Source organism: Shewanella sedimentimangrovi (genome assembly GCF_017354965.1).
In the GTDB taxonomy this organism is placed as follows: domain Bacteria; phylum Pseudomonadota; class Gammaproteobacteria; order Enterobacterales; family Shewanellaceae; genus Shewanella; species Shewanella cyperi.
The window spans coordinates 1,216,515-1,243,464 of the sequence record NZ_CP071502.1 but is presented as its reverse complement, the minus strand read 5'-3'; the positions used below and the strand labels follow the sequence as shown (position 1 = coordinate 1,243,464).

Genomic DNA, 26,950 nt, shown 5'->3' with positions numbered 1-26,950 from the left:
CACCATGCGACTCCTGTCCTGCCAAGGAGTTGTCATGATTGTAAAAGTAAGCCCAAGGGGCAGCATGGATCAGCTTTCACAACTGGAAGTGGATCGTCTCAAACAAAGTGCTAAAAGCGAACTCTACCAACTCTACCGCAATTGTTCCCTGGCCGTGCTGGCCTCAGGTTTGGAGAGCGACAGCTCGGCTGAGCTGTTTGACCAATACAAAGACTTTGAAATCAATATCCTGCAGCGCGAACGCGGCATCAAGCTCGAACTGATTAATCCTCCGGAGCAGGCTTTCGTCGACGGCCAGATCATCGCCGGTATTCAGGAGCACCTGTTTGCCGTGCTGCGGGACATTCTCTATATCAGCGACAAGTACGACAATCTCAAGCATATCAACCTGACCAACGCCAGCCACATCACCAACGTGGTGTTTGACATACTGCGCAACGCCAGGGCCCTGCCCACCAAGAACGATCCCAATGTGGTGGTCTGCTGGGGCGGTCACAGCATCAATCCCATTGAGTATCAGTACACCCGCGAGGTGGGTTATCAGCTGGGGCTCAGGGGCTTGGATATCTGTACCGGCTGTGGCCCAGGTGCCATGGAGGGCCCCATGAAGGGCGCCGCCATCGGCCACGCCAAACAGCGGGTCAGCAGTGCCCGCTACATAGGCCTGACCGAACCCAGCATCATAGCCGCAGAGCCACCGAACCAGATAGTCAACGAGCTGGTGATACTGCCCGACATAGAAAAGCGTCTCGAAGCCTTCGTGCGCCTGGGCCATGGCATAGTGATCTTCCCCGGTGGCGCCGGCACCGCCGAAGAACTGCTGTACCTGCTTGGCATTCTGCTCAATAGGGCCAACGAGCAGATCCCCTTCCCCCTGGTGCTGACAGGCCCCAAGGAAAGTGCCGAGTACTTCACCAAGATTGACGAATTTATCGGCGCTACCCTGGGCGATGAGGCCCAGAGCAAGTATCGCATAGTGGTAGACGACCCGGTTCAGGTGGCGAGGATAATGAAACAGGGCATGGAAGAGGTTAAAGCCTTCCGCAAGGCCAATGGCGATGCCTACCCCTACCAATGGTCACTGAAAATTGAACCCGAATTCCAGCTGCCCTTCTATCCGGATCACGACGCCATGGCCAATCTGCACCTGTTCTTCCAGAGCAACAAGGCGGATCTGGCGGCTCAGCTGCGGCGCGCGTTTTCCGGTATAGTGGCCGGCAACGTCAAGGGTGAAACCATGAAACTCATCAAACGCCATGGCCCCTTTGAGCTTAAGGGCGACCGCAAGCTGATGGACCTGATGGATCAACTGCTGGCGGCCTTTATCAAACAGCAGCGCATGAAGCTGCCTGGCACAGAATATCACCCCTGCTACCGCATTATTAAATGAACAAACTGCTGATAATCGATGGCCTCAATCTCACCCGCCGCATTCACGCGGCGCAACCGGATGAGGCCGATATGGCAGCCCTGGAGAATCGACTGCTCGGGGCCTGTCGCAAATTGATTGCCTTTCACGCACCAAGTCACTGCGCCCTGGTCTGGGACGGCGATCAGGAGTCCTGGCGCAAACGCCTGTATCCCGACTATAAAAAGGGTCGCAAACCCATGCCGGAGGCCCTGGCGAAGGGCTTACCGGCCATCAAGCAAGCGCTGCTGGCCCAGGGCCTGGTGTCGGTCAATGCCGACAGTGAAGCCGATGATGTGATTGCCACCCTGGCTACCAAACTGGTCGGTCGCGGCGGCGAGGCCATCATAGTGTCCACCGACAAGGGATTGGCACAACTGACCCATGCCAACATCCGCCAGTGGGATCACTTTGCCCAGCAATTTCTCGACATGGCCGCCCTGGAGCAGAAGCTGGGGGTACAGCGCAGTCAATTGCTTGATTTTATCGCCCTGGCCGGTGACAGCGGCAATAAGATCCCCGGGATCAGCGGCATAGGCCCCAAGTCAGCGGCAGAATTACTCAAAACCTACCGCAGTCTGGCCAACCTGTATCAATCGCTCAATACCCTGGGTGCCAAGCAAGCCAAAAAGCTTGAGGAAGGTCGGGACATGGCCCGCCTCAGTTACAAGCTGGCCAAACTGCAGACGGATATGCCGCTCAACCTGTCGCTGGCGCAGTTGCGTCTTGGATAATGAACAGCAGAAAATCAGTCAAAATTGTTAACAAATGCGACATTGTATTTACCATTATCCCCTGCTCGGTTATCTTTAGCGCCAACATTGGAGCGCGGCGAAGGATCCACTGGCTGCGCTTCCACGGATCCTGTTAAGTCACAAGGAATGCACCACAGATGAAACCCTCTGCCCCCGTTGTCATAGGCGGCGTTTTCGCGGCCTACCTGGTCTTTGTCGGCGTGGCCGCCCTGGGCTACAAGCCCACCCCCGATGAAATGGATTGGGAAGACAGACAGGCCTATAACCAGCGGCAGTTGACCGAGCTGAATCTGGGCCTGAACATAGACGAAGTGCGTCAGATCATGGGCAAGGCCAACTTTTCCGAAGCCAAGAATGCCGAAGGCGCCCAGCTGCAGGTGCTTTTTTACCGCACCCACCATGCCAAATCCGACGGCGAGACCACCAAGGATGAGTGCACCCCGCTGCTGTTCAAGGACAATAAGCTGATCGCCTGGGGTGATGACAGCTACCAGCTGTTCCAGGCTGCCCCCATTGCCAAGGTGTTGTGATAAGAGTCCAGTGTTCAGGGCAATGTAAAACCGCCAAATGCAAGCCACAAAAAAGCCACCCTGAGGTGGCTTTTTGCATTATTCGGCGTCCTTGTACTCCCGGTAGGGCTCCCCTTTCTCCAGCCACTCGGGGGCGGGTGCCCCTTTGAGGAAGTGATCGAAGAAAGCCATCATTTTCAGGCTGTAATCGAGCTTGTTGGGGTACTTTTTCAGATGGTGTGGTTCATCCTCATATTGCAAAAACACCACCTCTTTGCCCGCCCGGCGCATGGCCAGGTACAGCTCAACACCCTGGTCCCAGGGCACGGCATCATCCCTGTCACCGAACATGATCATCAGCGGCGTTTTAATACGATCCACATAGAATACCGGTGAGTTTTCAATGTATTTCTGCGGCGCACTCATCAGGCTCTCGCCTATGCGGCTCTGACCGGTTTCATACTGGAACTGGCGCGCCAAACCTGTGCCGAGGCGGATACCGCTGTAGGCACTGGTCATGTTGGACACAGGGGCGCCGGTGACGGCGGCAGCAAACAAATGGGTCTGGGTCACGGCAAAGGCCGTTTGATAGCCGCCCCAAGAGTGTCCCTGCAGGCCCACGGCCTTGGGATCGGCAATGCCCATTTCAATCAGCTTTTGCACCCCGGAGGTCAGGGCCTGCACCGAACTGTTGCCCGGGTAACCTATCTCAAAGCGGATATCCGGCAGGAAGATGGCGTAGCCGTTGGCGGCGTACCAGGCGAAGTTGGGCCTGTGATTCACCTTCATTTGCGGGAAGGCATGCAGGCGATCGCTCATAAAGCGGTAGAAATACACCAGCACGGGATAGCGCTTGCCCTCCTGATAACCCACAGGCTTGATGAGTACACCATCCAGAGGCTTGCCATCGGTATTGGTCCAATGCACCAGTTCGGATTGGCCCCAACCAAATTGACGCCGCTGGGCATCGAGATCCGTTTGCTGCACCGCTTGAGCCACTTGCGTCAGCTTGGCGCTATGGATATCCGGATAGCGATCGTAGCGCTCCTTGCTGAACAGGATCTGTTCACTGTGCTTGGCACGGGCCAGCACAGTCAGTTTCTGCTCTTCTTGCAACAGCGGCTTGATACCGGCGCTGCCGACACTGGCCTGCCAGAAGCTGTCTGCCTTGGAGGCCCAGCTGTAACCGTGTAGCAACAGGGTCTCTCCCGGCTTAATGGTCGAAGGTTGCAGAGCATCTTCCACCAAGCCCGCCACCCGCAGTTGCAGCTGCTGCCTGCGACCTTCGCCGGCGGTCAGCATAAAGCCCTCGTGGCTGCGGCTGTCGAACTGCCAGATATCGTACTTGTCATACACCAGGATCCCGGCACTGTCCTCCAACCAGGGGCCAAAACCATAACCGGGGGCACTGGAGGGATAGTCGTGATCTTCATCGGCGAAGCTGACCTTGAGCTTGCCGCTTAAATTGAAGCGACGCCCGGCAGCAATATCATAGAGGTATACCTGGCCCTGCTGGAAATAGGCCAGGAAGCGGCCATCGCCGGACAGGGTGGGCTCGCTGTCGCTGTCCAGTTGCGCCACCAGCAGCTGCTTGCGCCCTGTGTTGACGTCCACCAGATAATAGTCACGAAAGGCCCCGGCCCAGGTACTCATCAGCTGATAGGGTTTGTTGCTTGAACCCAGCAGGAAACGGCGCTGCTCGGTCACTGTCACATCCGGCACCTGGCTGTCGGCCAGCTGCACCAGTTTATTGCCGGCGTCATTGCCCAGATGCCACACCGCCAGATAGGTGCGCTCAATTTCCTTACTGTACTCCTTGATTTCGTTTGGCTTTATCAAGGGATCTCTGCCGTGCCACACCTTGAGGCCACGATTGTCCACCAAAATGGCCTCGTCGCGCAGATCTGCCTCTGTCTTGAATTGTTTGCGACTGATGGGCTTGCTGACTTGCGGCACCCGGCCGACAAAAAGGCGTTTGCCATCCCGTGAAAATTGCACCGAGCCGTAGCGGTTCAGGGTCCAGTCTTTGGCCTTGGCGGCCTGCTTGCGTTTGCCGCTGTCATCGATAAGCAGCAACTGGTACTCCCGCTCGTCGGTATCGACGGCGGCATCCCCCATGGTCAGGGCAACTGCCTTGCCGTCGGGACTCAGGGCCAGCGCCCCCAGATGCTGATCCTTTGAGTCCAGCAGGGTGCTGGACGAAAGCGTGTCGCCGCTCAGCAATAACAGCTGGTGCAGCGGCGTATCGCCACTCTGGTTACGGACCAGGGCCACCGCCATTGTCTCCCGGGCAAAGCTGTAACCCGTGACATCAGAGAAACTGAGTTGCTTACCACTGCCGAGCGCTATCAGGGTCAGGTTGGAGCCGGCATCGGCCTTATTGGGCTTTGATGCCTTGTTGGAATTGGCTGCCTTGCTCTTTTCCGGCTCGGCCGGGGATTGCGGCTCCTGTTTGGGCTCCTCAACCTTTTTATCCTCAACCTTTTTCTCTTCCGCGGCCTCAAACCAGATGGCCAGCAGATCGCCCTGCTCGGAGAAGGCAAAACTCTTTACCCGTTCAAAACGCTGCTCGGCCCCCGTGGTCAGGTCCAATAACACCATACCGGCCTTGAGGGCTTTTTTGGCCTTGGCGTCACTGCTTTCCATGGCCAGCAGCGACGGCGCCAGCTTCATGGCGGCAAAGCGACCATCGGCACTGAGGATGGGGGCCGAGGCACCTGCTATGCTGTAACTGGCGTTTTTATCCAGAGTTTGCACCAGGGTACGGCTGTCACCGCGATCCGGCTCCAGCTCTACCGCAAAACTGTGGCCATTGTCGGCCAGCACGGGTGTTTTGGCGGTTTCAAAGGCCATAATGTCCTGCAGGGACAGTGTCTGGGGCGTCGCCAGCGACTGGCCCCAAAAACCTGTACCCAAACACAGGGCCAGGGCCCGAACTAGGGGAAGTGTCTTCAAAATCATCCTCTTTTTCGTTGTTATTAGACTAAAGTCGACTTTTTAAGCCTTTGGCCTTAAATCAAGCTCTTAGCCTGATTTTACGCATTTTAGCCAAGATAAAAAACCGAGTGTTTGCTCACCTTTCCCTGTAAAAAGTGATTTAAAGTGGTTAAAATACTACAGATAAATTTCGCGAAATATCCTGTCCTACCTTGGTTTCCAAGGCAGGTCAATAGCAGTAACCACCAACCGTGGAAGGATTCTCCATGTCAAAAAGAACGATTACCGTGATCCCTGGCGATGGGATCGGTCCCAGCATCATAGATTCTGCCCTCAAGATCCTCGACAAGGCAGGCTGCGATTTCGAATACGAATTTGCCGATGCGGGCCTGACGGCACTGGAAAAGCACGGTGAACTGCTGCCACAGCGTACTTTGGATCTTATTGAAAAGAACCGTATCACACTTAAAGGACCCCTGACCACGCCGGTGGGTGAAGGTTTTACCTCCATCAACGTGACGCTGCGCAAGAAGTTTGGCCTCTACGCCAACGTGCGCCCTGTACTGTCTTTTAAAGGCACCCAGGCAAGATACGACAATATCGACATCATCACAGTGCGTGAGAACACTGAGGGCATGTACTCTGGTTACGGCCAGAAGGTGTCCGAGGATGGCAGCACAGCCGAAGCCACCAGCGTCATCACCCGTCAGGGCGCCGAGCAGATCACCACTTTCGCCTACGAGCTGGCCCGTAAAGAAGGCCGCAAGAAGGTGACCATAGTACACAAGGCCAACATCATGAAATCCACTTCAGGCCTGTTCCTGAAGGTGGCCCGTGAAGTGAGCCAGCGTTATCCCGACATCATCACCGAAGAAATGATCGTGGATGCCACCTGTATGAAGCTGGTGATGAATCCGGAAAACTTCGACGTGATGGTCACCACCAACCTGTTCGGTGACATACTGTCGGATCTGTGTGCCGGTCTGGTGGGTGGTCTGGGTATGGCACCCGGTGCCAACATCGGCCGCGATGCCGCAATTTTCGAAGCGGTACACGGCAGCGCCCCGGACATCGCCGGTAAAAACCTGGCCAACCCCACCTCTGTGATCCTGGCCTCCATCCAGATGCTGGAATACCTGGGCATGGCTGACAAGGCCGCCGCCATCCGCAACGCGGTTTCTGCCGTAATTGCCGAAGGTGACCGCACCACCCGCGATCTCGGTGGCACCCATGGCACCACCGACTTCACCCAGGCGGTGCTGGACAGACTCTGATCTGTGCACTTTGGGAACACAAAAGGGATGAGCCAGGCTCATCCCTTTTTTATTGGCACTGTTCCCGGAAACCGCCTTACATGGGCATACTCAAAGACAGGAGCACGGATTCGGTACCGGGATTTTTGTCGCTGATCCCGCCGTTGGAGGTGTGGAATACCCCCAGCCCCAGACGGTAGTGGTTGTCGAAGCGATAGCCCAGTTCCAGGCCCGAGCGAAATTCCAGCTCATTGCCCAGCTGTATCTCCTCACTCTCTTCGAAAGCGCCAGCGGCAAAGCTCGGGGTCAGCACCCAACCGTTATCAAACAGGAAGTCACGTTTAAGCTCGACATAAACATAATGGGCTCCACCGTTGATCCACAACACCCCAATCGACGGCACCAGCTCCCAGCTGCCCATGGGCTGCCAGCGATAATCCAGGCCTATGTGCCAGGGCTCCCTACCCTCGGCGGTGTCCATTCCCGTCTGGCCCACACTCAGGCGCAACATGGCGGGAGTGTCCTGGCGGGCCTCGGCCAGGGCAGCCATGGAACCCAGCGTCAGGGCAAGGCCAAGCCAGAACTGAACCGCAAAAAAGGAAGGAGAATGACAGCTTCCGTAGTGCATACACACCTCCACAACCATTAACCGGTCCTGCTGTCTCCCGACAATCCAGACCCGTCCAACTAACTATAGCTTGCCCCTTGGGCTTGTGAAAAAGTCCCTCGCCCGCTTCAGGCTGCTAAATAAAAAAGGCAGTGAAGGCCAGGCCAAACACTGCCAGTGGGTTGCATCGGGAAAGGGTTCGGGGCCGCCGCCAACGGCATTAATGGCGGCCCCGCAATGGGTTACGCGGCCTCGGCCTCCACCGCGGCCAGGGCGGCCTGTTTCGCCTTGCGGCGATTAAGGCCATAGTAGAACAGTGGCGTCAGCAGCAGACCAAACAGGGTCACACCTATCATGCCGGCGAACACAGCCACGCCCATGGCCTTGCGCATCTCGGCGCCGGCACCGCTGGAGTACACCATGGGCACCACCCCCATGATGAAGGCAATGGAGGTCATCAGTATCGGTCTGAGTCGCAGCCGCGCCGCCTCAAGAATGGCCTCCATGGGCGCCATGCCGTGATCCTGTTTCTCCTTGGCGAACTCCACTATCAGGATGGCATTCTTGGTTGCCAGCCCCACCAGCACTATCAGGCCTATCTGGGTGAAAATGTTGTTGTCACTGCCCCACAACAGCACCCCACTCAGCGCCGACAGCAAGGTCATAGGTATGATGAGTATGATTGCCAGCGGCAGACTCAGGCTTTCGTACTGGGCCGCGAGCACCATGAACACCAGCAGGATCACCAGGGGGTAGATCAGCAGGCCCGCGTTACCGGCCAGGATCTGCTGGTAGGTCAGCTCGGTCCACTCATAGGTCATGCCGGGTGGCAGAGTCTCGGCCAGGATCTTCTCAATGGCGGCCTGGGCCTCACCTGAGCTGTATCCCGGCGCCGGACCACCGTTGATCTCGGCGGTGACAAAGCCGTTGTAGTGCATCACCCGGTCCGGCCCCGCACTCTGGCTCACCTTGATAAAGGAGCCGAGCGGTACCATGTCGCCATGGGCATTGGGCAACTTCAGCTGGCGGATTTGCTCAGGACTCTGGCGGAAGGCCTCATCGGCCTGCATGTTCACCTGATAGGTACGACCAAAGCGGTTGAAGTCATTCACATAGGTCGAGCCCATATAGGTCTGCAGCGTCTGGAATACCTGATCCAGCGATACGGCCTGTTGTTTGGCCTTGGTCCTGTCCACTTCCAGCTCCAACTGCGGCACGTTCACCTGATAACTGGAGAATACTCCGGCCAGCTCTGGGGTAGACCAGGCCTTGTACATCACCTGCATAGCCACCTGATACAGGGCCTCATAGCCCAGGTTGGCCCTGTCCTGAATTTGCAGCCTGAAACCGCCTATGGTGCCGAGTCCCTGCACGGGTGGGGGCGGGAAGATGGCGATATAGGCATCCTGAATGGCGGCGAACTGCTGGTTCAGCGCCATGGCGATAGCACCGGCCGATTGCTCCGGTCCCTGGCGCTTGTCGAAATCATCCAGGGCCACAAACACCACACCGGCGTTGGTGCTGTTGGTGAAGCCGTTGATGGACAGACCGGGGAAGGCTACAGAATGGGCCACACCGGGATAGTCCAAGGCTATGGCCGACATGCGTTTGATCACCTCATCGGTGCGGGCCAGCGAGGCCGCATCCGGCAACTGGGCAAAGGCCACCAGATATTGCTTGTCCTGCCCCGGCACATAGCCGGTTGGGGTTTTGACAAACAGCACCCCGGTGGCGGCCACCAAAGCCAGATACAGCAGGCCCACTATGGCGCCGAAACGAATCACCTTGCGCACCACAAAACCGTAGCCGGCGGAGGCCCTGTTGAACAGGCGATTGAAGGGGGCAAACAGCCAGGTACCGAACAGCCTGTCCATCAAGCGGGTCAGGGCATCCTTGGGCGCATCATGGCCCTTGAGCAGCAGCGCCGACAGCGCCGGACTCAGGGTCAGAGAGTTGATGGCCGAGATAAAGGTGGAGATGGTGATGGTCAGGGCAAACTGCTTGTAGAACTGCCCCGTCAGGCCACTCATAAAGGCGGTGGGAATAAACACCGCAGCCAACACCAGGGTGGTGGCCACAATGGGCCCCGTCACTTCACGCATGGCACGCTCGGTGGCGGCCATGGGCGAGAGGCCGTTGGCTATGTTGCGCTCGACGTTTTCCACCACCACAATGGCGTCGTCCACCACAATGCCTATGGCCAGCACCAGGCCAAACAGCGACAGGGCATTGAGTGAAAAGCCCATCAGATGCATCACCGCAAAGGTACCCACCAGGGATACGGGCACGGCCACCAGGGGAATGATGGACGCGCGCCAGGTCTGCAGGAACAGCACTACCACCAGCACCACCAGCAAGATGGCTTCCAGCAGGGTTTTGACCACGGCCTTGATGGAATCACGCACAAACACGGTCGGATCGTAGACGATTTCATAATTCAGTCCCTCGGGAAAACCCAGGGACAGTTCGGCCATACGGGCGCGGACATCGTCAGAGATCTGAATGGCATTGGAGCCGGATGCCTGGAAAATCGGAATCGCCACGGCGTCCTGATTGTCCAGCAGTGAACGCAGGGCGTAGCTGGACGCCCCCAGCTCTACCCGGGCCACGTCTTTGAGACGCACTATCTCACCATCCTGACCGACGCGGATAATGATGTCTTCAAATTCGCTCAGCTCGCTGAGACGGCCCTTGACGTTGATCAGCAACTGGAAGTCGGCGCTGCCGCTGGGCTGAGCCCCCAGGCTGCCGGCGGCGGCCTGCTGGTTTTGCTCCCGCACCGCGGCCACCACATCACCGGCCGACAGGCCCAGGGCCTGGACCTTGTTGGGATCGAGCCAAATACGCAGGCTGTATTCACCGGCACCGAACAATTGCACCGACCCTACGCCCTTGATCCTCGCCAGCTCGTCCTTGACGTTGAGCGCGGCGTAGTTGGACAGGTACAGCATGTCATAGCGCTTGTCCGGTGAGGTCAGGTGCACCACCATGGTCAGATCCGGTGACGATTTCTCGGTCACCACCCCCAGGCGTTGCACTTCCTGGGGCAAACGGGGCTTGGCCCGGTCGACCCGACTCTGCACCTGGGCCTGGGCCCGGTCCACATCCGTGCCAATGGCGAAGGTGATGGTCAGGGTCATACGGCCATCGGCGGTGGCCTGGGAGGACATATACAGCATGTTCTCCACCCCGTTGACTTCCTGCTCCAGTGGCGAGGCCACGGTTTCGGCGATCACCTTGGGATTGGCACCGGGGTAGCTGGCGGTGACCACCACGGTCGGCGGCACCACCTCGGGATATTCGGTGATGGGCAGTTGCCAGACGGCAATGGCCCCGGTGATGAAAAACAGCAGCGACAGCACTGCGGCGAATATGGGTCGCCTGATAAAAAACTGTGACAACATAACTTCTTTCCTCAGCGACCGGTTTACTTGTTCAAGGCTGTTGGGCTCAGGGCTGTTTTGCGATTAACCGCTGGCTCAAGGCTGCCGGCCAGCTCAGGGCTGTTTACATGCTCAAGGCTTTTCGCCAGCTCAGGGCTGTTAGCCAGCTCAGAACTTTTCGCGAGCTCAGGGCTGTCGGCAAACAGCCCCGCCTGTTGGCGGCGCAGGTTTTCAATAATCTCTTCGGCGGCCATCTCAACCATGTTTGGCTGTACCTGCATGGTCGGTCTGACCCGTTGCAGGCCGTTGACCACTATGCGATCGCCGGCAGTCAGGCCACTGCGGATAATGCGCAGCCCGGCCACCTTCTCACCCAGCTGCACCTGGCGGTAAACCAGACTGTTGTTCTCATCCAGCAGCAGTACATACTTGCTGCCCAAGTCAGTGCCAATGGCCTTGTCGTCCACCAAAATGCCCTGGTAGCGCTTGCTGCCCGCCAGGCGCACCTTGGCAAACAGGCCCGGCAGCAAAGCACCGTCACTGTTGTCGAAACTGGCGCGGACACGAATGGTGCCGGTCTGGGCATTGAGGCTGTTGTCGACAAAATCAATCTGGCCCTGGTGGCCAAAGCTGCTCTCGTTCACCAACGACATGAATACCGGGTTGCCACCGGCGCGGGGATCCTGCAGCTGACGGGCACGGGACAGGGCGGCGTACTTGAGGTAGGTCTGTTCATCCACGTCGAAGTAGGCATACATGTTGTCGGTGGACACCAGGCGGGTCAGCTCGGTTTGACCGGCGGAGACATAGTTGCCTGCGGTCACGTTGGCGATGGACACCCGACCGCTGATGGGCGCTTTCACCTGGGTGTAGGACAAGTCCAACTCGGCCCTCACCAACGCCGCTTTTACCGAGGCCACATTGGCTGCCGCCTGACGTTTCTGGGCCAGACGCCCATCCAGCAATTCGGCTGACACCGCCTTGCTGGCAAACAGTTGCTCGGCGCGGGCATAGTCATTGCGGGCCAGCACCTCGGCACTTTCGGCACTGGCCAGTTCGGCCTTGAGCCTGGCAACTTCGGCCTCAAAGGGCGCTGACTCTATCTGGAACAGCACCTCCCCCTGCTTGACCAGGGCACCTTCACGGAAACGCACTCCCTGCAGATAACCCGACACCCTGGGGATCAGCAGCACCTGCTCAGGCGCCTGCAAACGTCCGGTAAATTCGTCCCATTCTGTGATGCTCTCTTCCAGCACCTGGGCCACATCCACAGAGGGCGCAGCAGGTGCCTGAGCACCCTCGGCCTGGGACTGGCCGCATCCCGCGAGCAGCCACAGGGCAGCCAGCGCCACCCCGGCAAAACGAAGTTGAAGTTTATGGCTCATAGCATGCCCCTCTCTGCATGTGCACCGGTTCCAAACCGGTGAAGAAAAAATTTGCTACCAAATGGTACAAATTATTTGTACCGATCGGTAATATATAGATCCGGGCACAGGAGTCAAAGCATTTTTTACCAATCGGTATATTATTATTTCAACCCCTGTGTCAGACTGACACTGAGTCACTGTAAGGTGAGACAGCAGCAACTGGCGCCGGGGCTCTGAGATGCACAGGAGCAAGGAGTCGCTCAGGGGCAAGGAGTGGAGCCCGCACAGGTATTGATTGCGGCGGCAGGGGACCCACAGGCTGGACAGGGTCCCCGTCGGGCCTTATCCTAGGCGCCCTGCTATCCGCAACAGCCAAAAGTAGTAGCAAGCCACCATTTGAGGAGAACGCCCATGTCTGTCGATGCCCAAACACTTGATGCCAAGGCAAGCGATGCTGAGGCGAACGAAGCTCAGGTAGCAGATAGCAAAGCCACTAGCAGGCCCGGCCCCTGTGTGGGACGACCCCGAGCCTTCGATATGGAACAGGCCCTCGCCAAGGCGCTGGAACTCTTCTGGCGTAAGGGCTACGAAGGCACCTCGCTGACGGATTTGACCCAAGCCATGGGGATCAGCAAACCCAGTCTCTATTGCGCCTTTGGCAACAAGGAACAGCTGTTTCTCAAGGCCACTGAGCTGTATGAAAACCGCCCCGACGCCTGTTTCTACCCTGCCCTGGCGCAGCCAACGGCCTATGAGGTGGTGCGCCACATGTTGATGGGGTCGGCCACCAGTCTGGCGGATAAAAATCATCCCAATGGCTGCCTTATGGTCCAGGGCGCCCTGGCCTGCAGCGAGTCGGGCCAATCGGTCAAGGAAGCCTTGATGGGCCGCCGCCGCAAAGGCGAAGAGGCACTGCATCAGCGTTTGTTGCAGGCCCAGCAGGATGGCGATCTGCCAAAAGGCACTGATGCCGGTGTGCTGGCCCGCTACATAGGCACGGTACTGCAGGGCATGGCCATCCAGGCCACCAACGGCGCCACCGCCGAAGAGCTGATGCAGGTGGCCGAACTGACCCTGAGTCATTTCCCCAGAAACTGAACCTCTCCAAGGCGCCAATGGCGCCTTGGTTTTTAGCCCACAGCCGCTGCCAGTCCCCGCTGGCATTGCGCCATTATCAAGCCTTTGTATCCCTTTGTATCACTTCGTTATCTGAACACAGGACACACTTGCTCCAATCGAGCTTTGTGGTCACAATGCCCTGCCTGCCCGTGCCCGGCAGGCCCTGAAAAGCAGTCGCACCCAAGGTGCAGCAAAGGATATAAAATGAAAAGAATCATAGGATTAGCACTTTCAGTTAATTTGGTTGCCTGCGGTGGCGGCAGTGACAGCCCAGCACCTGAGGTTCCCGAAACCCCGGCAGTCTTCAAGGCCGATGCCTGTTACCTGATGAGCACCAACATGGGTGACATAGAGCTGGCCATCGACATGACCAATACCCCGCTCAGCGGCAAAAACTTCAAACAGTATGTGGACAAGGGCTTCTACAATGGCACCCTGTTTCACCGCGCAGTGAACAACTTCGTGATCCAGGGCGGCGGCTTCACCACCGGCCTGCAAGCCAAAGCCACAGACTCTCCTATCAAGAACGAAGCCCGCGTCGGCTTCAGCAACGATCGCGGTACCCTGGCCATGGCCCGCACCTCGGCACCGGATTCTGCCACCTCGCAGTTTTTTATCAACGTGCTGGATAACCCCCAGCTGGATTACTCCGCCAGCAACTACGGCTATGCGGTATTTGGCAAGGTGATTTCCGGTATGGAAGTGGTCGATCAGATCAGCATTACGCCGGTGCACAGCGTCAACGGATTCAGCAATGTGCCTGTCGATGATGTCCTTATCGAGTCGGTCACCGAGATGAATTGCCCGGCACTCTAAGCCAGGACGTGAGAGGTAAAAAGCCACCCTTTTATGCGGTGGCTTTTTTGTTGTTTCCCAGAGGAGCCCACAAGACTTGCTGACTTGTTCGGAGGCCATCTCTTACGCTGGATCAACGAAGTTGTTGGACTGCATGTAATAAGCCCGATGCAGCCCCCCTTATTTTCCCGCGTATCGGCCAGAGACAATATCCCTGCTAAAAGCCTGTTCGGCATCCTTGTCTCTCGCGCATGGGCACATTGTTATCAACAAGGGTTCTCCCTCAGTGAGACGCTACAAGATGACACTACACAGCGCGACAACTAAAACAGTAAAAACATGTAAATTCAATAAAATGGAAGGCGATTCATGATAATTAATCTGCCATTTTTTCCATCAGCTCACTTATCACCTTTTCACGATCATTCTTGAGCCTGTTCAGCAATTGTTTAGGCAGATTGGTATCGGGGGCGTATTTGCTACTCCAAACGATCATTTCCAGCAATAGGGGGAGCATGTCTTTACCTGCCTGAGTCAGTGCATAGACTTTTCTCCGTTTGTCATTGGCATCGGCTCGTTTGCTAATGAGTCCGTCCCGCTCCAGCTGCTCCAACCGACTGGAAAGTATATTGGTTGCCATTCGCTCATCAGATGTCTGCAACTCGGAATAGGTAGATTTTCCAAAGAAAATTAGATCTCTAAGTACCAGCAAGCTCCATTTGTCACCGACTAAATCCAGCACATTTGAGATTGGGCAGCTTGAACGTTGGGGCATCTTGTCATCTCTCGCTTCAGTTTAGATTTCATTCTATTTAACTTGCATATTGCAAGCAAATAAATTAACTTTCAAAATGCAAGTCACACTAATCATTCAAACGCCCAAGCAGGTCTAGGTCATGAGGAACGAAAAGATGTCATTCCCAAAAATCAATTTGAAAGTTCTGGAAAAATCTCACTGGAACAGCATCGATAGGAAGAATGCTGAGCAAGTCATTGAATTTGTTCAGTTGCTCATGAATGAACATAACTTCGACGAAATTAGCCGCCAATATGCAGGTCGGCCATACAAACAGCACAACCGGAATATTGCCGATGGTATCGAAGGTGTAGTGAAGGCCGTGGGTGATTTGGTTGAAAACGCTCCCGAATTCAGCTATGACGTCAAGCAGATCTATGTGGACGGTGAACACGTGATTTTGCATTCCCACGCCACCCTGAAAGCCAAACATAGAGGTGATGACTCTCAAGGTTTTAATATTATCGACACCTGGAAAATCGTTGACGGCCAATTGGTTGAACACTGGGATGCAGTTCAAGGCATCAGCTTTTCCATGAGGCTATATGCGCTGCTCTCGGGTGGGAAGGTTCGCAACCCAAATGGTGTGTTTTAATCACATCGGTCACACTAAAACGAGACAATACACTGTCATTGCCCGGCAACAGGCTTAAAATTCCCCTCTCAGGCCAGTGCTTCCCCCTGTCGCCGATGGTCACTGACGCGGCAGTGCCTGATGATAGCCTGATGATAGCCTGATGATAGCCTGATGATAGTTGTACTGCTGACACAACAGTGCCGCCCAAGGCGAAAGCTTTGACACGCATCATTTTCTACTTGCCGTGTCATAGCTCGGTCTGACAAGATACTGAATCAAATAGATAAAACTAAGTTCAGGGGCTAGGTGATTTGCTTCAGCCCCTGCGGTAGCTGTGCCCTTGTCTGCAAAACAGACGGTAAAACAGACGGCCCATGACAGGGAAACAGGTTTTAAAACTTGAGTAATCCCAATAAGGGCGATTAACGGAAAATCCATGAAAAATTATATCTTCGGTTGTGTTGTGTTCGCCTCTTCCTTCTTTGCTCAGGCAGGAGACGCGGAATCTTTTATAGGCGATTACCTTTCGGACTTTGCCAAAGGCAGTGACCTATCGGGCTATTTCGTAGAAAAACCCCAGTTTATCTTTGGCCCTCACACCCATGTACCTGAGTCAGCTGCCGACGCTGCCGTCTTCATAAAAGAAATTCGCACCAAGCTGGCGGAATCTCACTACGGCAAATCCAATATAGATAAAACCAAGGTGCTCGCCAGCATAGATAACTACAACCTGATAACCTTCAGCCTGACCAGGCTAAAAATCGACGGCAGCGAACTCGACAAGGTTTGCAGCACCTATGGGGTACTGCAAACGGAAGCCGGCTACAGGATCCTCAGCTGGCAACCCTCAAAAACCGACACAAATGGCGGCTGCTAACCGTACAAGACATGCATTTGGTCGCGGAACCTCGTTTCCTGGAGCACTGCTGACAACATTAAGGATGATATGAAACTGTTCTCAACCCACAACTCCCCTTTTTCCAGGGTGGCCAGAATTGCCATACAGGAACTGGGCCTTTCTGAAGAGGTAAAAATCGAGTATGTCACGGTAAGAGACCCAAACAGCGAACTGCTGAAATATGGGCCGCTAGGAAAAGTCCCGGCATTGCAGATGAATGGCGAATTATTTTCAGACACACGCATTGTAGTAGCCATGTTGGAGTCGGTTTCTACCAATAACAGGCTAACAGCCAGTACCGACAATCCGCCATCGCTGGCGTTCGAAGGCTTTTGTATTGGCTTTCTTGAAAGTATTGCCGTTTGGATTCGGGAGGCACGGCGCGAGCCTGAACTCATCTCAGAACACTTGTTGGCAGTAGAAAAGCAACGCGCTATCAGGTGTGTCGAATATCTCAGTGATCATTCAAACAAGCTGAGCCGCGAATTGTCTTTGGCCAGCATAGCCGTTGCCTGTGGCCTTGATTTAGCCAAAAGAAGGCTGGGTTTCATTGAGTTCGAGAAATACAGCGACCTAAACGACTGGTTCCAATTGATCACGCAAAGAGCGTCTTTTCAAAGCACAGAACCACACCCCATTTAACAAGCGTAACCTTGCGACTTATCCCTCATCTCGAGCACAAACATAAAATTTACAAGGAGTTTCCATGAATACCAGAATTTATATTTTATTTTCAATGATATTTTTTGCAGGATGTTCCTCTACACCGAGCTCTGACTCGGTTATTGCTTCAAAGTTAGCAGGTACCTGGGACGAGACTCCTACAAGCAATTGTGGTGTTAATTACCACACAATTTCGTTTAAAGACTCAATGCTTGAGCTGAAGTACGTCGAAAAAGGCTATATTTCACAAGATGATGCCAGGCAGGTTCTTAGATATAACATATTGAGCACCGAAGATGAGTTTCTCAGAGTGCAATTGGTAGGTGAAACCCGGCTCGACAATGAAGGACATCCGGTAGTTTGGCATATTAAGCCGCGGGGTAATGATCAGTATTGCTGGGGCAGAGATGACTGGCCAAAGGATGGTTGCACACCACCAAGGTACAAATGTAATTCTAACTAACCACTTTGTATTGTCATCATTAAGCCAATGGTTACAAAGGAAATTTGTAAGAAATCCCTGATGTACTGTGATCTGAAGATGGTCACTGGTGCGGCAATGCCTAATCAAGGCGTTATTCTCTGGCTTCATCAAAATCTTTGATGTTGTCGGGCTGCACATCAAAAGCCGAACCATTGCACCTGTAATATCCCCCTTCGGAGCCGCCGAGGACGATGAGCTTGGGCGCGTAGCCGAGGTAGGGATACCGAGGCTACTTCGGTCGAGCAGGGTGAGTGTCGCGCAGCGACAAGCTCACGAACGCGAGGCATGGAGCCGAGCTGGGGTGGATTTACATGGACGTAAATCCGAGAGTCTGTCGCGTTGGCCGTTTCGCCCATAAACCCGCGGAATTTTCGGCTCCGACTGGGGGCGGCAGGGTGATCCAAGAGGGCGAAGGTCACGCAGTAACATGCTCCTGAGCGCGAGCTAGGGATTGGCGAGCTGGCTGTTAAACAGGGACGTTGTTATTGCTGTTGAGCCCCTTTTGGCCGGGTGTGGGCTGGAGGCCCACGACGTTGCGCTGCTTGCAAAGCAGCAATGGTTTGCTCTTGTAGTCACTTCCGGCATGGGAAGTACTACATCACCTGCGGTGCGCTTTCGCACTGCCGCACCCGTGACACGCTGTGAACCCTTCCCTGGGCGCTCACCGGCGACGTCCATGTCGCCGATGGTCACTGGTGCGGCAATGCCAATTCAGGGCATTCCCCTCTAGCTATTGGAGTGTTCTGCGTATTCCGGAATGGAAAAGCAAAAGTCGAACTGTTGCACCGCCAATTCCCCCCCTTCGGAGCCGCCGAGGACGATGAGCTTGGGCGCGTAGCCGAGGTAGGGACACCGAGGCTGCTTCGGTCGAGCAGGACGCGAGTCCGAAGTAGTAGCATGACCAAGCTCAAGAGGCCGAGGGGTTGTCGGCTCCGACTGGGGCATCCTTTGGGATGCAAGGGGCTTTGGATGAGCAAAGCCCCTTGCCCGGGTGTGGGTTGGAGGCCCACGACGTTGCGCTGCTTGCAAAGCAGCAATGGTTTGCTCTTGTAGTCCACTTCCGGCATGTGACCTCTCCCCCAACTTTAAGACCATGACATTGATGAGATTTCCAATACACTGGAGCCAATGGAGATCTCAACATGAAGAAACGCTACACCGAAGAACAAATCATTAAGGCCATCAAACAGCATGAGGCAGGGGCAAAGGTCGATGACATTTGCCGTGAAATGGGCATTTCTACGGGCACTTTCTATAACTGGCGCAGCAAGTATGCCGGGCTCGAAGTGAATGAAGCGAAGCGGCTGAGGGAGTTGGAGGCCGAGAACAACAAGCTCAAAAAGATGCTGGCCGACAAGATGCTGGAAGTCGAAGCCATGAAGGATGTGCTGTCAAAAAAGTGGTAACGCCAGCGGCAAAAAAGCCTGTTGCCCAGCACTTGATTGAAGGTTTCAGTCTCAGTGAGCGTGTGGCCTGCAAGCTGGCTGGGTTGAGCCGGACCGCGTTTCGCTATCAGCCCAGGACAAAGGCTGACAATGGGCTCAGACAGCGGCTGAAGGCGCTGGCGACGCAATATCCTCGCTATGGGTATTTAATGCTGCATGGTTTGCTCAGAGGCGAAGGCTGGGTCAAAAACCGCAAACGAACCTATCGGCTCTACACGGAGGAAGGCTTGCAGGTCAGAACGAAGAAGCGCAAGAAGCTAACCCGGCCAAGGCAGCCGATGGAGGTGCCGACAGCACCGAATCAACGTTGGTCTATGGACTTTGTGTCAGACCAACTCAGCAATGGTCGGCGCTTTCGGGTACTGAATGTCATGGATGATTATTCGCGGGAAATGGTCGGTCAATTAGTCTCTGTAGCCATCAGTGGCAGGCAGGTCGCCAGATTCTTGGACCAGTTGATGGAAGAGCGAGGCAAGCCAAACAAGGTTACTTGCGACAATGGGACAGAATTTACCAGCAAGGCAATGTTCTTCTGGAGTAAGGAAACGGGCGTCACACTGGCCTTTATCCAGCCAGGAAAGCCGACGCAAAATGCCTTTGTGGAAAGCCTGAATGGCAAATTCCGGAACGAATGTCTGAACCAGCACTGGTTCAGAACCTTAGACGAAGCCAGATACGAAATCGAACTATGGCGTGAACACTACAACCATGTTCGCCCACATAGTTCATTGAACTACACGCCGCCTGTTGAGTATGCCAAGCAGGCAGCATAAGCTGGAAAATCTCATCAAGGGATTGGTACTAATCTCGGGGAAAGGTCAGCATCAATAGTATCCTGCTTGAAGCCACAGTTTAAACACAAAAAAGGCGCCTCAGGGCGCCTTTTGCATTAGTTCCAGGGTGAATTCGGTCGCAGCCACAGGTGGACCGTCACTTCATCCCTGTCGTGGTACAGGTGTTTGCAGCGCATCTGGAAATCGGCGACGCCGTTTTCCTTCAGGATAACCGCCATGTTTTCCAAAATGGTGGCCACTTCCTTGTAACGGCTCTTCATCGGCAGCTTGAGGTTGAAGATGGCTTCCTTGAACCAGCCATTGATGGCCCAGGCCTCCATCAGCTCGGCGACACGGGCGGGTTTTTCCACCATGTCGCATACCAGCCAGTAGACGTTCTTGCGCGCGGGTTCGAAGCGGAAGCCGTCGGCCATATGGTGGGTTACCTGGCCCGTTTCCATCAGTTTGTCGTTCATGGGGCCGTTATCCACGGCGGCAACAAACATGCCGCGGCGCACCAGTTGATAGGTCCAGCCACCGGGGCAGGCACCGAGATCGACGGCATTCATGCCGCTGCGCAGCCGGGTTTCCTGCTCTTCCTTGGGAATGAAGTGGATAAAGGCTTCATCCAGCTTCAGGGTTGAGCGGCTTGGGGCATCGGCGGGGAACTTGAGCCTGGGGATGCCGCCGAAATGGGGTGAACTGTTGTTCGACAACGAGTAACCGGCATAGGCCTGACCCGGGGCCACGAAACACACATGCACTATGGGGCGGCGGGCATTTTCCTTGTCCAGCAGGGTGCCGGACTTTTTCAGGGCCTGGCGCAGGGGCACGGTGAACTTGCGGCAGAAGGCCGACAGTTCCTTGGCCTCGTTGGTATCCGGGGTTTCGACCCTGAGCTCGCCGCCGCGGCTGACGCCTTCCAGCGCCGCCACCAAGGGGCTGACCCTGTCATCGCTCGGCAGATCACGGATAAGGTCGCCACAGACAAACATCTGCCGGGCAAAGATCAGGGTGTCCAGCAGCAGTTCCCGCGCCAGCAGTTCGGCGCCCTCGGCATCGAAACACTGGTAGACCACAAAGGCATCGTTGTTGTTGGCCTTGACGAAGCCGCCGACATTGAGCATTCCGGCCCGCTGCTGGATCTCGGCCGCGCAGTCTTTTTCATAACCGGCGCGGCAGAATAAAAACAGGTTTTTCATTGAATATCAGACCTATAAAAGGCAGTGTGGCAAGGACTCTTGCCGACAAACAGAAATTGGCGCCGAGTATACCACAGGGCGTGCTATTGTGCGCCGCGGCTGCGCCACACACCTGCCGCCAGCAACAACCAACCGGCCAGCAGGCACATGCCCCCCAGCGGAGTGATGGGCCCGAGCCATTTGTGGCCCGTGAGCACCAAGGCATACAGGGAGCCACAGAACAGCAGCATGCCGGCGATAAACAGCCGCGCCGCCCAGTTGAGCAGGGGCGAATCCACCCAGGGTTTGGCCAGCGCCACCGCCATCAGGGCGAAGGTGTGATAGAACTGATACTCCACCGCCAGGCGAAATACCCCGAGCATCTCGGCCGAGACCAACTGTTTGAGGCCATGGGCCCCGAAGGCGCCAAAGGCCACGGCGAGAAAGCCACTGACACAAGCCAACAAAAACAAACCTCTGTTCATCCCGCTGTTAAGCTCTTTATTCGGCTCTTTATTCATTTCTTTATTCAGCTCTTTATTCATGGGCAGGTCCAATAAAGGCCATGCAGGCATCCACGGCCAGGGCCAGGTTGCCTTCGAGGCTGTGGCCCGAGGCCTTGCGCGGCTTAAGGCTGTGATCGCCATCAGGGATCCAGCACAGGCCCACCTTTTCAGGCAGCTGCCACGCCAACACCTGCTCCCGGTTGCCAAAGCTGTCGCGCTCCCCCTGCACTATCAGCAGCGGCACAGGACAGTCGGTCACGGGGGCGAGGCGCACCTCCTTGCCCTTGGGCGGTAAAAAGGGATATCCAAGACAGATAACGCCGGCAATCGGCGCCTGTGTATAGCTGGCTTCAGGACTGGCTTCACAGCTGGCAGCAACAGGTCTGGCGGCAAAGAGCGTTGCCATCCGGCCGCCCATGGACTTGCCAAGCAGAAACACCCGCTTGGGCTTGAAACGCGCCCTGGCTTGCTCCAGCACCTCCGCAAAGCACTCCATCAGCGCAGGAGCCCTATCCGGTGGCCTGCGCTTGCCATCCTCACGGCATTTTTGCATATAGGGGAAATTAAACCTCAGCACGGGCACACCGCGATAAGCCAGGCCCCTGGCCATATCCGCCATAAAGTCCGAGTCCATGTCGGCGCCGGCACCGTGGGCGAAAATCACTAGCGTATCGGTTGCGCCGCCCTTACGCTCATCCGGCATGTTGAGCCGCATCCAGTCCGGCAGGTCGGAACTATTATCCTGGCAAGAGTTCACTGCGCGACTCCTCGGCAAACATGTCCAACATCCATTCGCGGAAGGCGACTATCTTGCCGAGCTCGGCGTGATTCTGGTGGCACACCAGGTAATAGGCATCCTTACTCACCAGCACTTCCTGGAAGGGCACCACCAAACGGCCAGCCTTGATGTCGGGCCTTGCCAGTACGCTGTAGCCCAAGGCCACGCCCTGACCGTGGGCCGCGGCCTGCAGCACCAGGGAGGAGTGGCTGAAGATGGGCCCCTGGTTGACGTTGACATCGGTCACGCCACACTGGCGGAACCAGGCCTGCCAGTCGTGGCGGCTCATGTCGTGCAGCAGGGTGTGATGCTTAAGATCGGCGGGCTTTTCCAGCGGCTTGGGGCCATTGAGCAGCAGGGGTGAACACACGGGGATCAGCACCTCGTTGCGCAGTTTGTCGGCCCTGAGCCCAGGCCAGTTGCCCTGACCATAGTAGATGGCCACGTCCACATCGTCGGTGAGCGAGCTGACCTCGCTGTCCACCGCCTTGATACGTACGTCGATTTCGGGATTCTTTTCGCTGAACTTGGCCAGGCGCGGCACCAACCACTGGATGGCGAAGCTGGGCGACATGCTGACCGTCAGCGAACCTATGGCACTGCGGGCCAGCAGGCGGTCGGTGGCATCGGCCAGATCGGTGAAGATGTCCTTGATGTCGAGAAAGTAGCTCTGGCCCTCTTCGGTGAGCAGCAAAGAGCGGTTCTTGCGGCGAAATAATTTTAATCCCAAAAAGTCTTCCAGTGCCTTGATCTGGTGGCTGACCGCGGCCTGGGTCACAAACAGTTCTTCCGCCGCACGGGTAAAGCTCAGGTGGCGCGCGGCGGCCTCGAATGCCTTGACGGCGTTGAGGGGGGGAAGCCTTCTCGACATGGTGATATAGCTCTCGTTTTTTGATTAGTTTTTCTAATCCTGATTGTTACATTTTATCGTTTGTTAATGGAAGCCCTTTTGGATAAATTTTGCATCAAGAAAACATGAGGTTGGGCAATCTCAAATGACGTGAAGGGACTGCCTGACAAAGCGAAAAATTCGCCCGGAGGCGTCCCATGAAATACTTCAAATCCATCCTTGCCCTTGGTCTTGCCGCCAGTCTCAGTCATATGGCCTTTGCCGCCGATGAACAACCAGTAGCAACCTTTGATACCGCAGAATTGCATGCCAGCATCAGCGCCGATCTGGAGCGCTCCTTCGATGAACTGCAGCTGCAACTGCAGCAGGACATGGGTGCCATGCTGATTGCCGGTGAAGCCGACAGCGAAGAAGCCCCGCAACTGGCCAAGGCCGAATAAGGTTCGGGTCCCAGGCAGTAAGCACAAGCAATAATCCCAAGCCAATAAAAAAGCCGCTGTGAGCGGCTTTTTTATTGGCTTTTTTGCTAAAGCGCTGGCCAACCTCAGGGACGGTAAACCTTGATATTGGTAAAGCCCTGCTCCTGCAGATAGAGGGCCTGCAGCTTGCTCATCACCCCGCGCTCGCAGTACAGCAGGTAGGTTTTGCTGCGATCGAGATCGGCAAAGGCGGTGGCCAGCTTGAAGAAGGGAATATGCTTCACTTCCACGCCGTCGAGCTCCAAAGGTTTGTTTTCCTCTTCCTCGGGGGCGCGGATATCCACCACTATCTCGTTGCCACTGACGGCTTGCACCGTCTCGGTTTCGGCTACCTGGGCATCCATGGTGGCAGCAATTTCACGTATGTCGATGGCCTTGGCATCGGCGATTACCCTGTCCAGCAAATCGGCGGAGAACTTCAGCTCTTCCTCTTCCACCTTGGACAGCACGGCCTTGACCGTGGGACGCTGGGAGATCACGCCGCAATACTCGGGCATGGAGGCGGCAAAGTCCTCGGTGCCGATACGGCGGGCTTCGTTGATAATGTCCTGCTTGTCCATGGTGATAAGCGGTCTGAGGATCAACAAGTCGGTGCAGCGGTCAATCACGTTCAAATTGGTCAGGGTCTGGCTCGATACCTGGCCCAGGCTCTCACCTGTTACCAGTGCCTGCACGCCCATGCGGTCGGCCACCCGGGTGGCGGCACGCATCATCATACGCTTGAGGATCACCCCCATCAGGCCCTTGTCGATCCGCTCCAGGATCTCGGTCACCACGGGATCAAAGGGCACACTGATAAATTTAACCTTGTGTGATTCGCCGTAGGTCTTCCACAGGTGGTAGGCCACCTGCTTGACGCCAATCTCGTGCTGGGCGCCGCCCAAGTTAAAGAAACAGTAATGGGTACGGGCGCCCTTTTTTATGAACTGGAAGCTGGCCACACCCGAGTCGAAACCGCCGGAGATCAGCGACATCACGTCTTCCTGGGTCGCCATGGGGAAGCCACCCAAACCTTCGATACGGCGGTTTACCATGTACAGCTTGTCGCGATCGATTTCCAGGTTCACAGTAATATCAGGGTCTTTGAGCTTGACGCCCTTGGCCTCGGTGAATTGGTTCAGGCCGCCGCCCACGTAGCGCTCCACCTCGATGGAGTTGAAGTCATGCTGCCCGGAACGCTTGACCCGGACGCAGAAGGTCTTGTCTTTGAGCACATCGCGGTACACCTTGAGCGCGTGCTGATAGATGTCATCCATGGTGGTGAAGCTGTACTCGGCCACCTGCACCACGTTGGCGATGCCGGGAATGCAGGCCAGGCGCTCGGCAAACACCGACTCCAGCTCCGGCTTGTCCTTGGGCACCATCACCATGATCCTATCCCACTGGCGCTGCACCTTGGCATCTTCATCGATTTTTTTCAGCACATTGCGTATGTTGGACTCGAGCATTTTGGTAAAGCGCATTCTTACCGGTTTGCTCTTCATCATGATTTCGGGGTACAGCTTGACGATAAACTTCATTGGATTTCCGCAGGACAATTTAAAAACAGCAATTTGCCGATTATAACAAAGCACGGGGATGAGAGCAGAGCTTTTATTGCAGTATGACGGGCTGGGCCGGCGGGTAAAAACAGAGGCCCTGAATTATCAGGGCCCCATCTTCTATTGTCGGAAATGACTCAAGGAAGTTAATTGCCGACCTGGATCTCGTCGGATTCCTTGGCCTTGCCCTGCTCTATGGCGATTTCCACCCGGCGGTTACGGGCGCGGTTACCGGCCGAATCGTTGGGCACCAGGGGCGCGGTGGAGGCCATGCCCACCACCTTCATCCTGGAACTGTCGAAGCCTTTCACCTTGACCAGCTCATGGGCCACGGCCACGGCGCGCTTGGAGGACAGGTCCCAGTTGGAGCTGTAGAGCTCGTTGCTTATCTGCATATCGTCGGTGTGACCCGAGACCGTGATAATGCCTGGAACATCCTTGAGCAGGTTGCCCACGGCGCGGATCACCGGCTTGAACCTGGGTTGCAAAAAGCCCGAGCCGGAGCCGAAGGCGCCCTTCTCGCGAATACGGATAATGATCTGTTGCCCCAGGGATTCGATTTCAATGGCGCCGTCCACTATCTGCTCATTGAGCTCCTGGGCCATTTTCTTCACTTCCTGGTTAATCTTGTCCTGGGCCGAAGCGGCCTCGGATTTCTTGGCCTCGGCTGTTTCCTGTGCCGTGGCCGAGGCTTCGCCGCCCCGCTGCTCACCCTGTTGCTGCTGCACGCCACCGGCGCGATCCGAATCCCCTTCCTGGAAATCGAGGATCGGCTCGGTCATCTCGTTGGTCTGCTGGTTGATGATTTCAATGGGCGTGGGCTCAGGCTTGCCGGGACGGAATTCCAGGGCAATGACCGACGTCCCCTTGGGAATGTCCTTCACTTCCACCTTGTTCTGCACCCCGAAGGCGTACTTCATGGAGCCCGCAATCTGCTTGAACTTCATCACGTCCATTTCGGAGAAGGCCAGCAGCAGCACGAAGAAGCACATCAGCAGCGACATCAGATCGGCAAAGGTCGCCAGCCAGGCCGGCGCCCCCGGCGGCGGACAGTGACACTTGTCCTTGGCCATGGGATTACTCCCCGTCCGTGGTGTCTATCTTCCGCTGCTTTTCGGACAGATAGTTCTTGAGGAAACCTTCGATCACCCTGGGGTTCTGGCCATCCTGAATCGCCAGCACGGCGTCCATGATCAGGCTGCGGTTGAGCATTTCCTCACCCATGCGCAGCGCCAGCTTGTCGGCAATGGGAATGGCCACCATGTTGGCTATGATGGCGCCGTAAAGTGTGGTCAACAGTGCCACGGCCATTGCGGGACCGATGGACTTGGGGTCATCCATGTTGGACAACATGGCCACCAGCCCCACCAGGGTACCTATCATACCCATGGCCGGAGCCACATCACCGAAGGCCTTGAAAATACTGATACCGGTACGATGACGCTCCTCGGTCAGGGCAATATCCTTTTCCAGGGCTTCACGTACCACGTCACCGTCGTGACCATCCACCAGCATGTCGACGGCTTTTTGCATAAAACTGTTGGAGATTTGCGCCTCTTCCAGGGCCAGGAAGCCCCCCTTACGGGCCGCATCGGCCATGGAGACGGACTGCTCAATCAGCTCTTCGGGTTTTTCCAGCTTGAACATGAAAGCCTTGGCCGCAATCTTCACCGCACCGAGGAATTGCTTGAGGTTGAACTTCATCATTACCACAAACAGTGAGCCACCGAGCACGATAAGCACAGAAGGCACATCGACGAAAATCGCCAGGCCGCCGCTGCTGACCATGGCCATGATGATAAATGCAAAGGCGCCCAACAAGCCTATCAGGGTTGCTAAATCCACT

The 26,950-nt window shown here is 55.9% G+C and carries 24 protein-coding genes; 12 read left to right on the top strand and 12 right to left on the bottom strand.

Features of this window, described 5'->3' with window-relative positions:
* The first annotated feature begins 34 nt into the window (after positions 1 to 34).
* From ppnN to JYB85_RS05290, 3 genes are all read left to right on the top strand, one after another.
* Positions 35 to 1,390 carry a nucleotide 5'-monophosphate nucleosidase PpnN gene (ppnN, locus tag JYB85_RS05300; protein ID WP_207381354.1) on the top strand — a complete coding sequence of 452 codons (1,356 nt, stop codon included), beginning with the start codon at positions 35 to 37 and terminating at the stop codon, positions 1,388 to 1,390.
* Positions 1,387 to 2,142, top strand: coding sequence for a flap endonuclease Xni (gene xni / locus JYB85_RS05295; protein WP_207381353.1), 756 nt, complete (start codon positions 1,387 to 1,389; stop codon positions 2,140 to 2,142). Before ppnN ends, xni begins: the two co-directional genes overlap by 4 nt.
* Before the next feature lie 158 nt (positions 2,143 to 2,300).
* Positions 2,301 to 2,693, top strand: coding sequence for a DUF3192 domain-containing protein (locus JYB85_RS05290; protein WP_207381352.1), 393 nt, complete (start codon positions 2,301 to 2,303; stop codon positions 2,691 to 2,693).
* Positions 2,694 to 2,771: 78 nt separating this feature from the next.
* Here the strand turns inward: JYB85_RS05290 and JYB85_RS05285 are convergent, their stop codons facing one another.
* The gene (locus tag JYB85_RS05285) at positions 2,772 to 5,627 is read right to left on the bottom strand and encodes a S9 family peptidase (protein WP_407695876.1); all 2,856 of its coding nucleotides are present in this window, start codon (positions 5,625 to 5,627) and stop codon (positions 2,772 to 2,774) included.
* A 248-nt stretch (positions 5,628 to 5,875) separates the two neighbouring features.
* Between JYB85_RS05285 and JYB85_RS05280 the strand changes: the two genes are divergently transcribed.
* Entirely contained in the window at positions 5,876 to 6,883 is a 1,008-nt protein-coding gene (locus JYB85_RS05280) for an isocitrate dehydrogenase (RefSeq protein WP_207381350.1), read from the top strand.
* 76 nt (positions 6,884 to 6,959) lie between these two features.
* Here the strand turns inward: JYB85_RS05280 and JYB85_RS05275 are convergent, their stop codons facing one another.
* From JYB85_RS05275 to JYB85_RS05265, 3 genes are all read right to left on the bottom strand, one after another.
* Positions 6,960 to 7,490: an acyloxyacyl hydrolase gene (locus JYB85_RS05275; RefSeq protein ID WP_207381349.1), complete on the bottom strand. Its 531-nt coding sequence runs from the start codon at positions 7,488 to 7,490 to the stop codon at positions 6,960 to 6,962.
* A gap of 221 nt (positions 7,491 to 7,711) precedes the next feature.
* Positions 7,712 to 10,873 carry an efflux RND transporter permease subunit gene (locus JYB85_RS05270; RefSeq protein ID WP_207381348.1) on the bottom strand — a complete coding sequence of 1,054 codons (3,162 nt, stop codon included), beginning with the start codon at positions 10,871 to 10,873 and terminating at the stop codon, positions 7,712 to 7,714.
* Positions 10,874 to 10,896: 23 nt separating this feature from the next.
* The gene (locus JYB85_RS05265) at positions 10,897 to 12,237 is read right to left on the bottom strand and encodes an efflux RND transporter periplasmic adaptor subunit (RefSeq protein WP_207381347.1); all 1,341 of its coding nucleotides are present in this window, start codon (positions 12,235 to 12,237) and stop codon (positions 10,897 to 10,899) included.
* 519 nt (positions 12,238 to 12,756) lie between these two features.
* Here JYB85_RS05265 and JYB85_RS05260 point away from each other — a divergent pair.
* Positions 12,757 to 13,317, top strand: coding sequence for a TetR/AcrR family transcriptional regulator (locus JYB85_RS05260; RefSeq protein WP_228730255.1), 561 nt, complete (start codon positions 12,757 to 12,759; stop codon positions 13,315 to 13,317).
* 225 nt (positions 13,318 to 13,542) lie between these two features.
* Entirely contained in the window at positions 13,543 to 14,154 is a 612-nt protein-coding gene (locus tag JYB85_RS05255; RefSeq protein WP_207381345.1) for a peptidylprolyl isomerase, read from the top strand.
* 355 nt (positions 14,155 to 14,509) lie between these two features.
* Here the strand turns inward: JYB85_RS05255 and JYB85_RS05250 are convergent, their stop codons facing one another.
* Positions 14,510 to 14,908, bottom strand: coding sequence for a winged helix-turn-helix transcriptional regulator (locus tag JYB85_RS05250; RefSeq protein ID WP_207381344.1), 399 nt, complete (start codon positions 14,906 to 14,908; stop codon positions 14,510 to 14,512).
* A gap of 136 nt (positions 14,909 to 15,044) precedes the next feature.
* Between JYB85_RS05250 and JYB85_RS05245 the strand changes: the two genes are divergently transcribed.
* The 5 genes from JYB85_RS05245 (at position 15,045) to JYB85_RS05225 (ending at position 19,769) form a co-directional block, all read left to right on the top strand.
* Positions 15,045 to 15,524: a nuclear transport factor 2 family protein gene (locus tag JYB85_RS05245; protein ID WP_207381343.1), complete on the top strand. Its 480-nt coding sequence runs from the start codon at positions 15,045 to 15,047 to the stop codon at positions 15,522 to 15,524.
* Between the two features lie 418 nt (positions 15,525 to 15,942).
* Positions 15,943 to 16,383, top strand: coding sequence for a hypothetical protein (locus tag JYB85_RS05240; RefSeq protein ID WP_207381342.1), 441 nt, complete (start codon positions 15,943 to 15,945; stop codon positions 16,381 to 16,383).
* Between the two features lie 69 nt (positions 16,384 to 16,452).
* Positions 16,453 to 17,046 (top strand): glutathione S-transferase family protein, encoded by a 594-nt coding sequence (locus JYB85_RS05235; protein ID WP_207381341.1) that lies wholly within the window; start codon positions 16,453 to 16,455, stop codon positions 17,044 to 17,046.
* A 64-nt stretch (positions 17,047 to 17,110) separates the two neighbouring features.
* Complete coding sequence (locus tag JYB85_RS05230; RefSeq protein WP_207381340.1) at positions 17,111 to 17,530, top strand: hypothetical protein; 420 nt, start codon at positions 17,111 to 17,113, stop codon at positions 17,528 to 17,530.
* 1,163 nt (positions 17,531 to 18,693) lie between these two features.
* Positions 18,694 to 19,769 (top strand): IS3 family transposase gene (locus JYB85_RS05225; protein WP_207379321.1). Its coding sequence is split into 2 segments (ribosomal slippage): positions 18,694 to 18,943 and positions 18,943 to 19,769, totalling 1,077 coding nucleotides; the frame shifts between segments, so codons are not numbered across the junction.
* Between the two features lie 116 nt (positions 19,770 to 19,885).
* On the opposite strand, the gene rlmM is transcribed toward JYB85_RS05225, so the two are convergent.
* From rlmM to JYB85_RS05205, 4 genes are all read right to left on the bottom strand, one after another.
* Positions 19,886 to 20,971: a 23S rRNA (cytidine(2498)-2'-O)-methyltransferase RlmM gene (gene rlmM, locus JYB85_RS05220; RefSeq protein WP_207325686.1), complete on the bottom strand. Its 1,086-nt coding sequence runs from the start codon at positions 20,969 to 20,971 to the stop codon at positions 19,886 to 19,888.
* 83 nt (positions 20,972 to 21,054) lie between these two features.
* On the bottom strand, positions 21,055 to 21,435 hold the full coding sequence (locus JYB85_RS05215; protein WP_207326230.1) for a DUF423 domain-containing protein: 381 nt from the start codon (positions 21,433 to 21,435) through the stop codon (positions 21,055 to 21,057).
* 52 nt (positions 21,436 to 21,487) lie between these two features.
* Complete coding sequence (locus JYB85_RS05210; RefSeq protein ID WP_207381974.1) at positions 21,488 to 22,171, bottom strand: alpha/beta fold hydrolase; 684 nt, start codon at positions 22,169 to 22,171, stop codon at positions 21,488 to 21,490.
* A 22-nt stretch (positions 22,172 to 22,193) separates the two neighbouring features.
* On the bottom strand, positions 22,194 to 23,105 hold the full coding sequence (locus JYB85_RS05205; RefSeq protein WP_207325685.1) for a transcriptional regulator GcvA: 912 nt from the start codon (positions 23,103 to 23,105) through the stop codon (positions 22,194 to 22,196).
* 176 nt (positions 23,106 to 23,281) lie between these two features.
* Between JYB85_RS05205 and JYB85_RS05200 the strand changes: the two genes are divergently transcribed.
* On the top strand, positions 23,282 to 23,524 hold the full coding sequence (locus JYB85_RS05200; RefSeq protein ID WP_207381339.1) for a hypothetical protein: 243 nt from the start codon (positions 23,282 to 23,284) through the stop codon (positions 23,522 to 23,524).
* A 104-nt stretch (positions 23,525 to 23,628) separates the two neighbouring features.
* Here the strand turns inward: JYB85_RS05200 and thiI are convergent, their stop codons facing one another.
* From thiI to pomA, 3 genes are all read right to left on the bottom strand, one after another.
* Positions 23,629 to 25,083, bottom strand: a complete 1,455-nt coding sequence (gene thiI, locus JYB85_RS05195) for a tRNA uracil 4-sulfurtransferase ThiI (RefSeq protein WP_207381338.1) — start codon at positions 25,081 to 25,083, stop codon at positions 23,629 to 23,631.
* A gap of 167 nt (positions 25,084 to 25,250) precedes the next feature.
* Positions 25,251 to 26,177 carry a flagellar motor protein MotB gene (locus JYB85_RS05190; protein ID WP_207381337.1) on the bottom strand — a complete coding sequence of 309 codons (927 nt, stop codon included), beginning with the start codon at positions 26,175 to 26,177 and terminating at the stop codon, positions 25,251 to 25,253.
* 4 nt (positions 26,178 to 26,181) lie between these two features.
* Positions 26,182 to 26,949 carry a flagellar motor protein PomA gene (gene pomA, locus JYB85_RS05185; RefSeq protein ID WP_207381336.1) on the bottom strand — a complete coding sequence of 256 codons (768 nt, stop codon included), beginning with the start codon at positions 26,947 to 26,949 and terminating at the stop codon, positions 26,182 to 26,184.
* Position 26,950 lies beyond the last annotated feature (1 nt).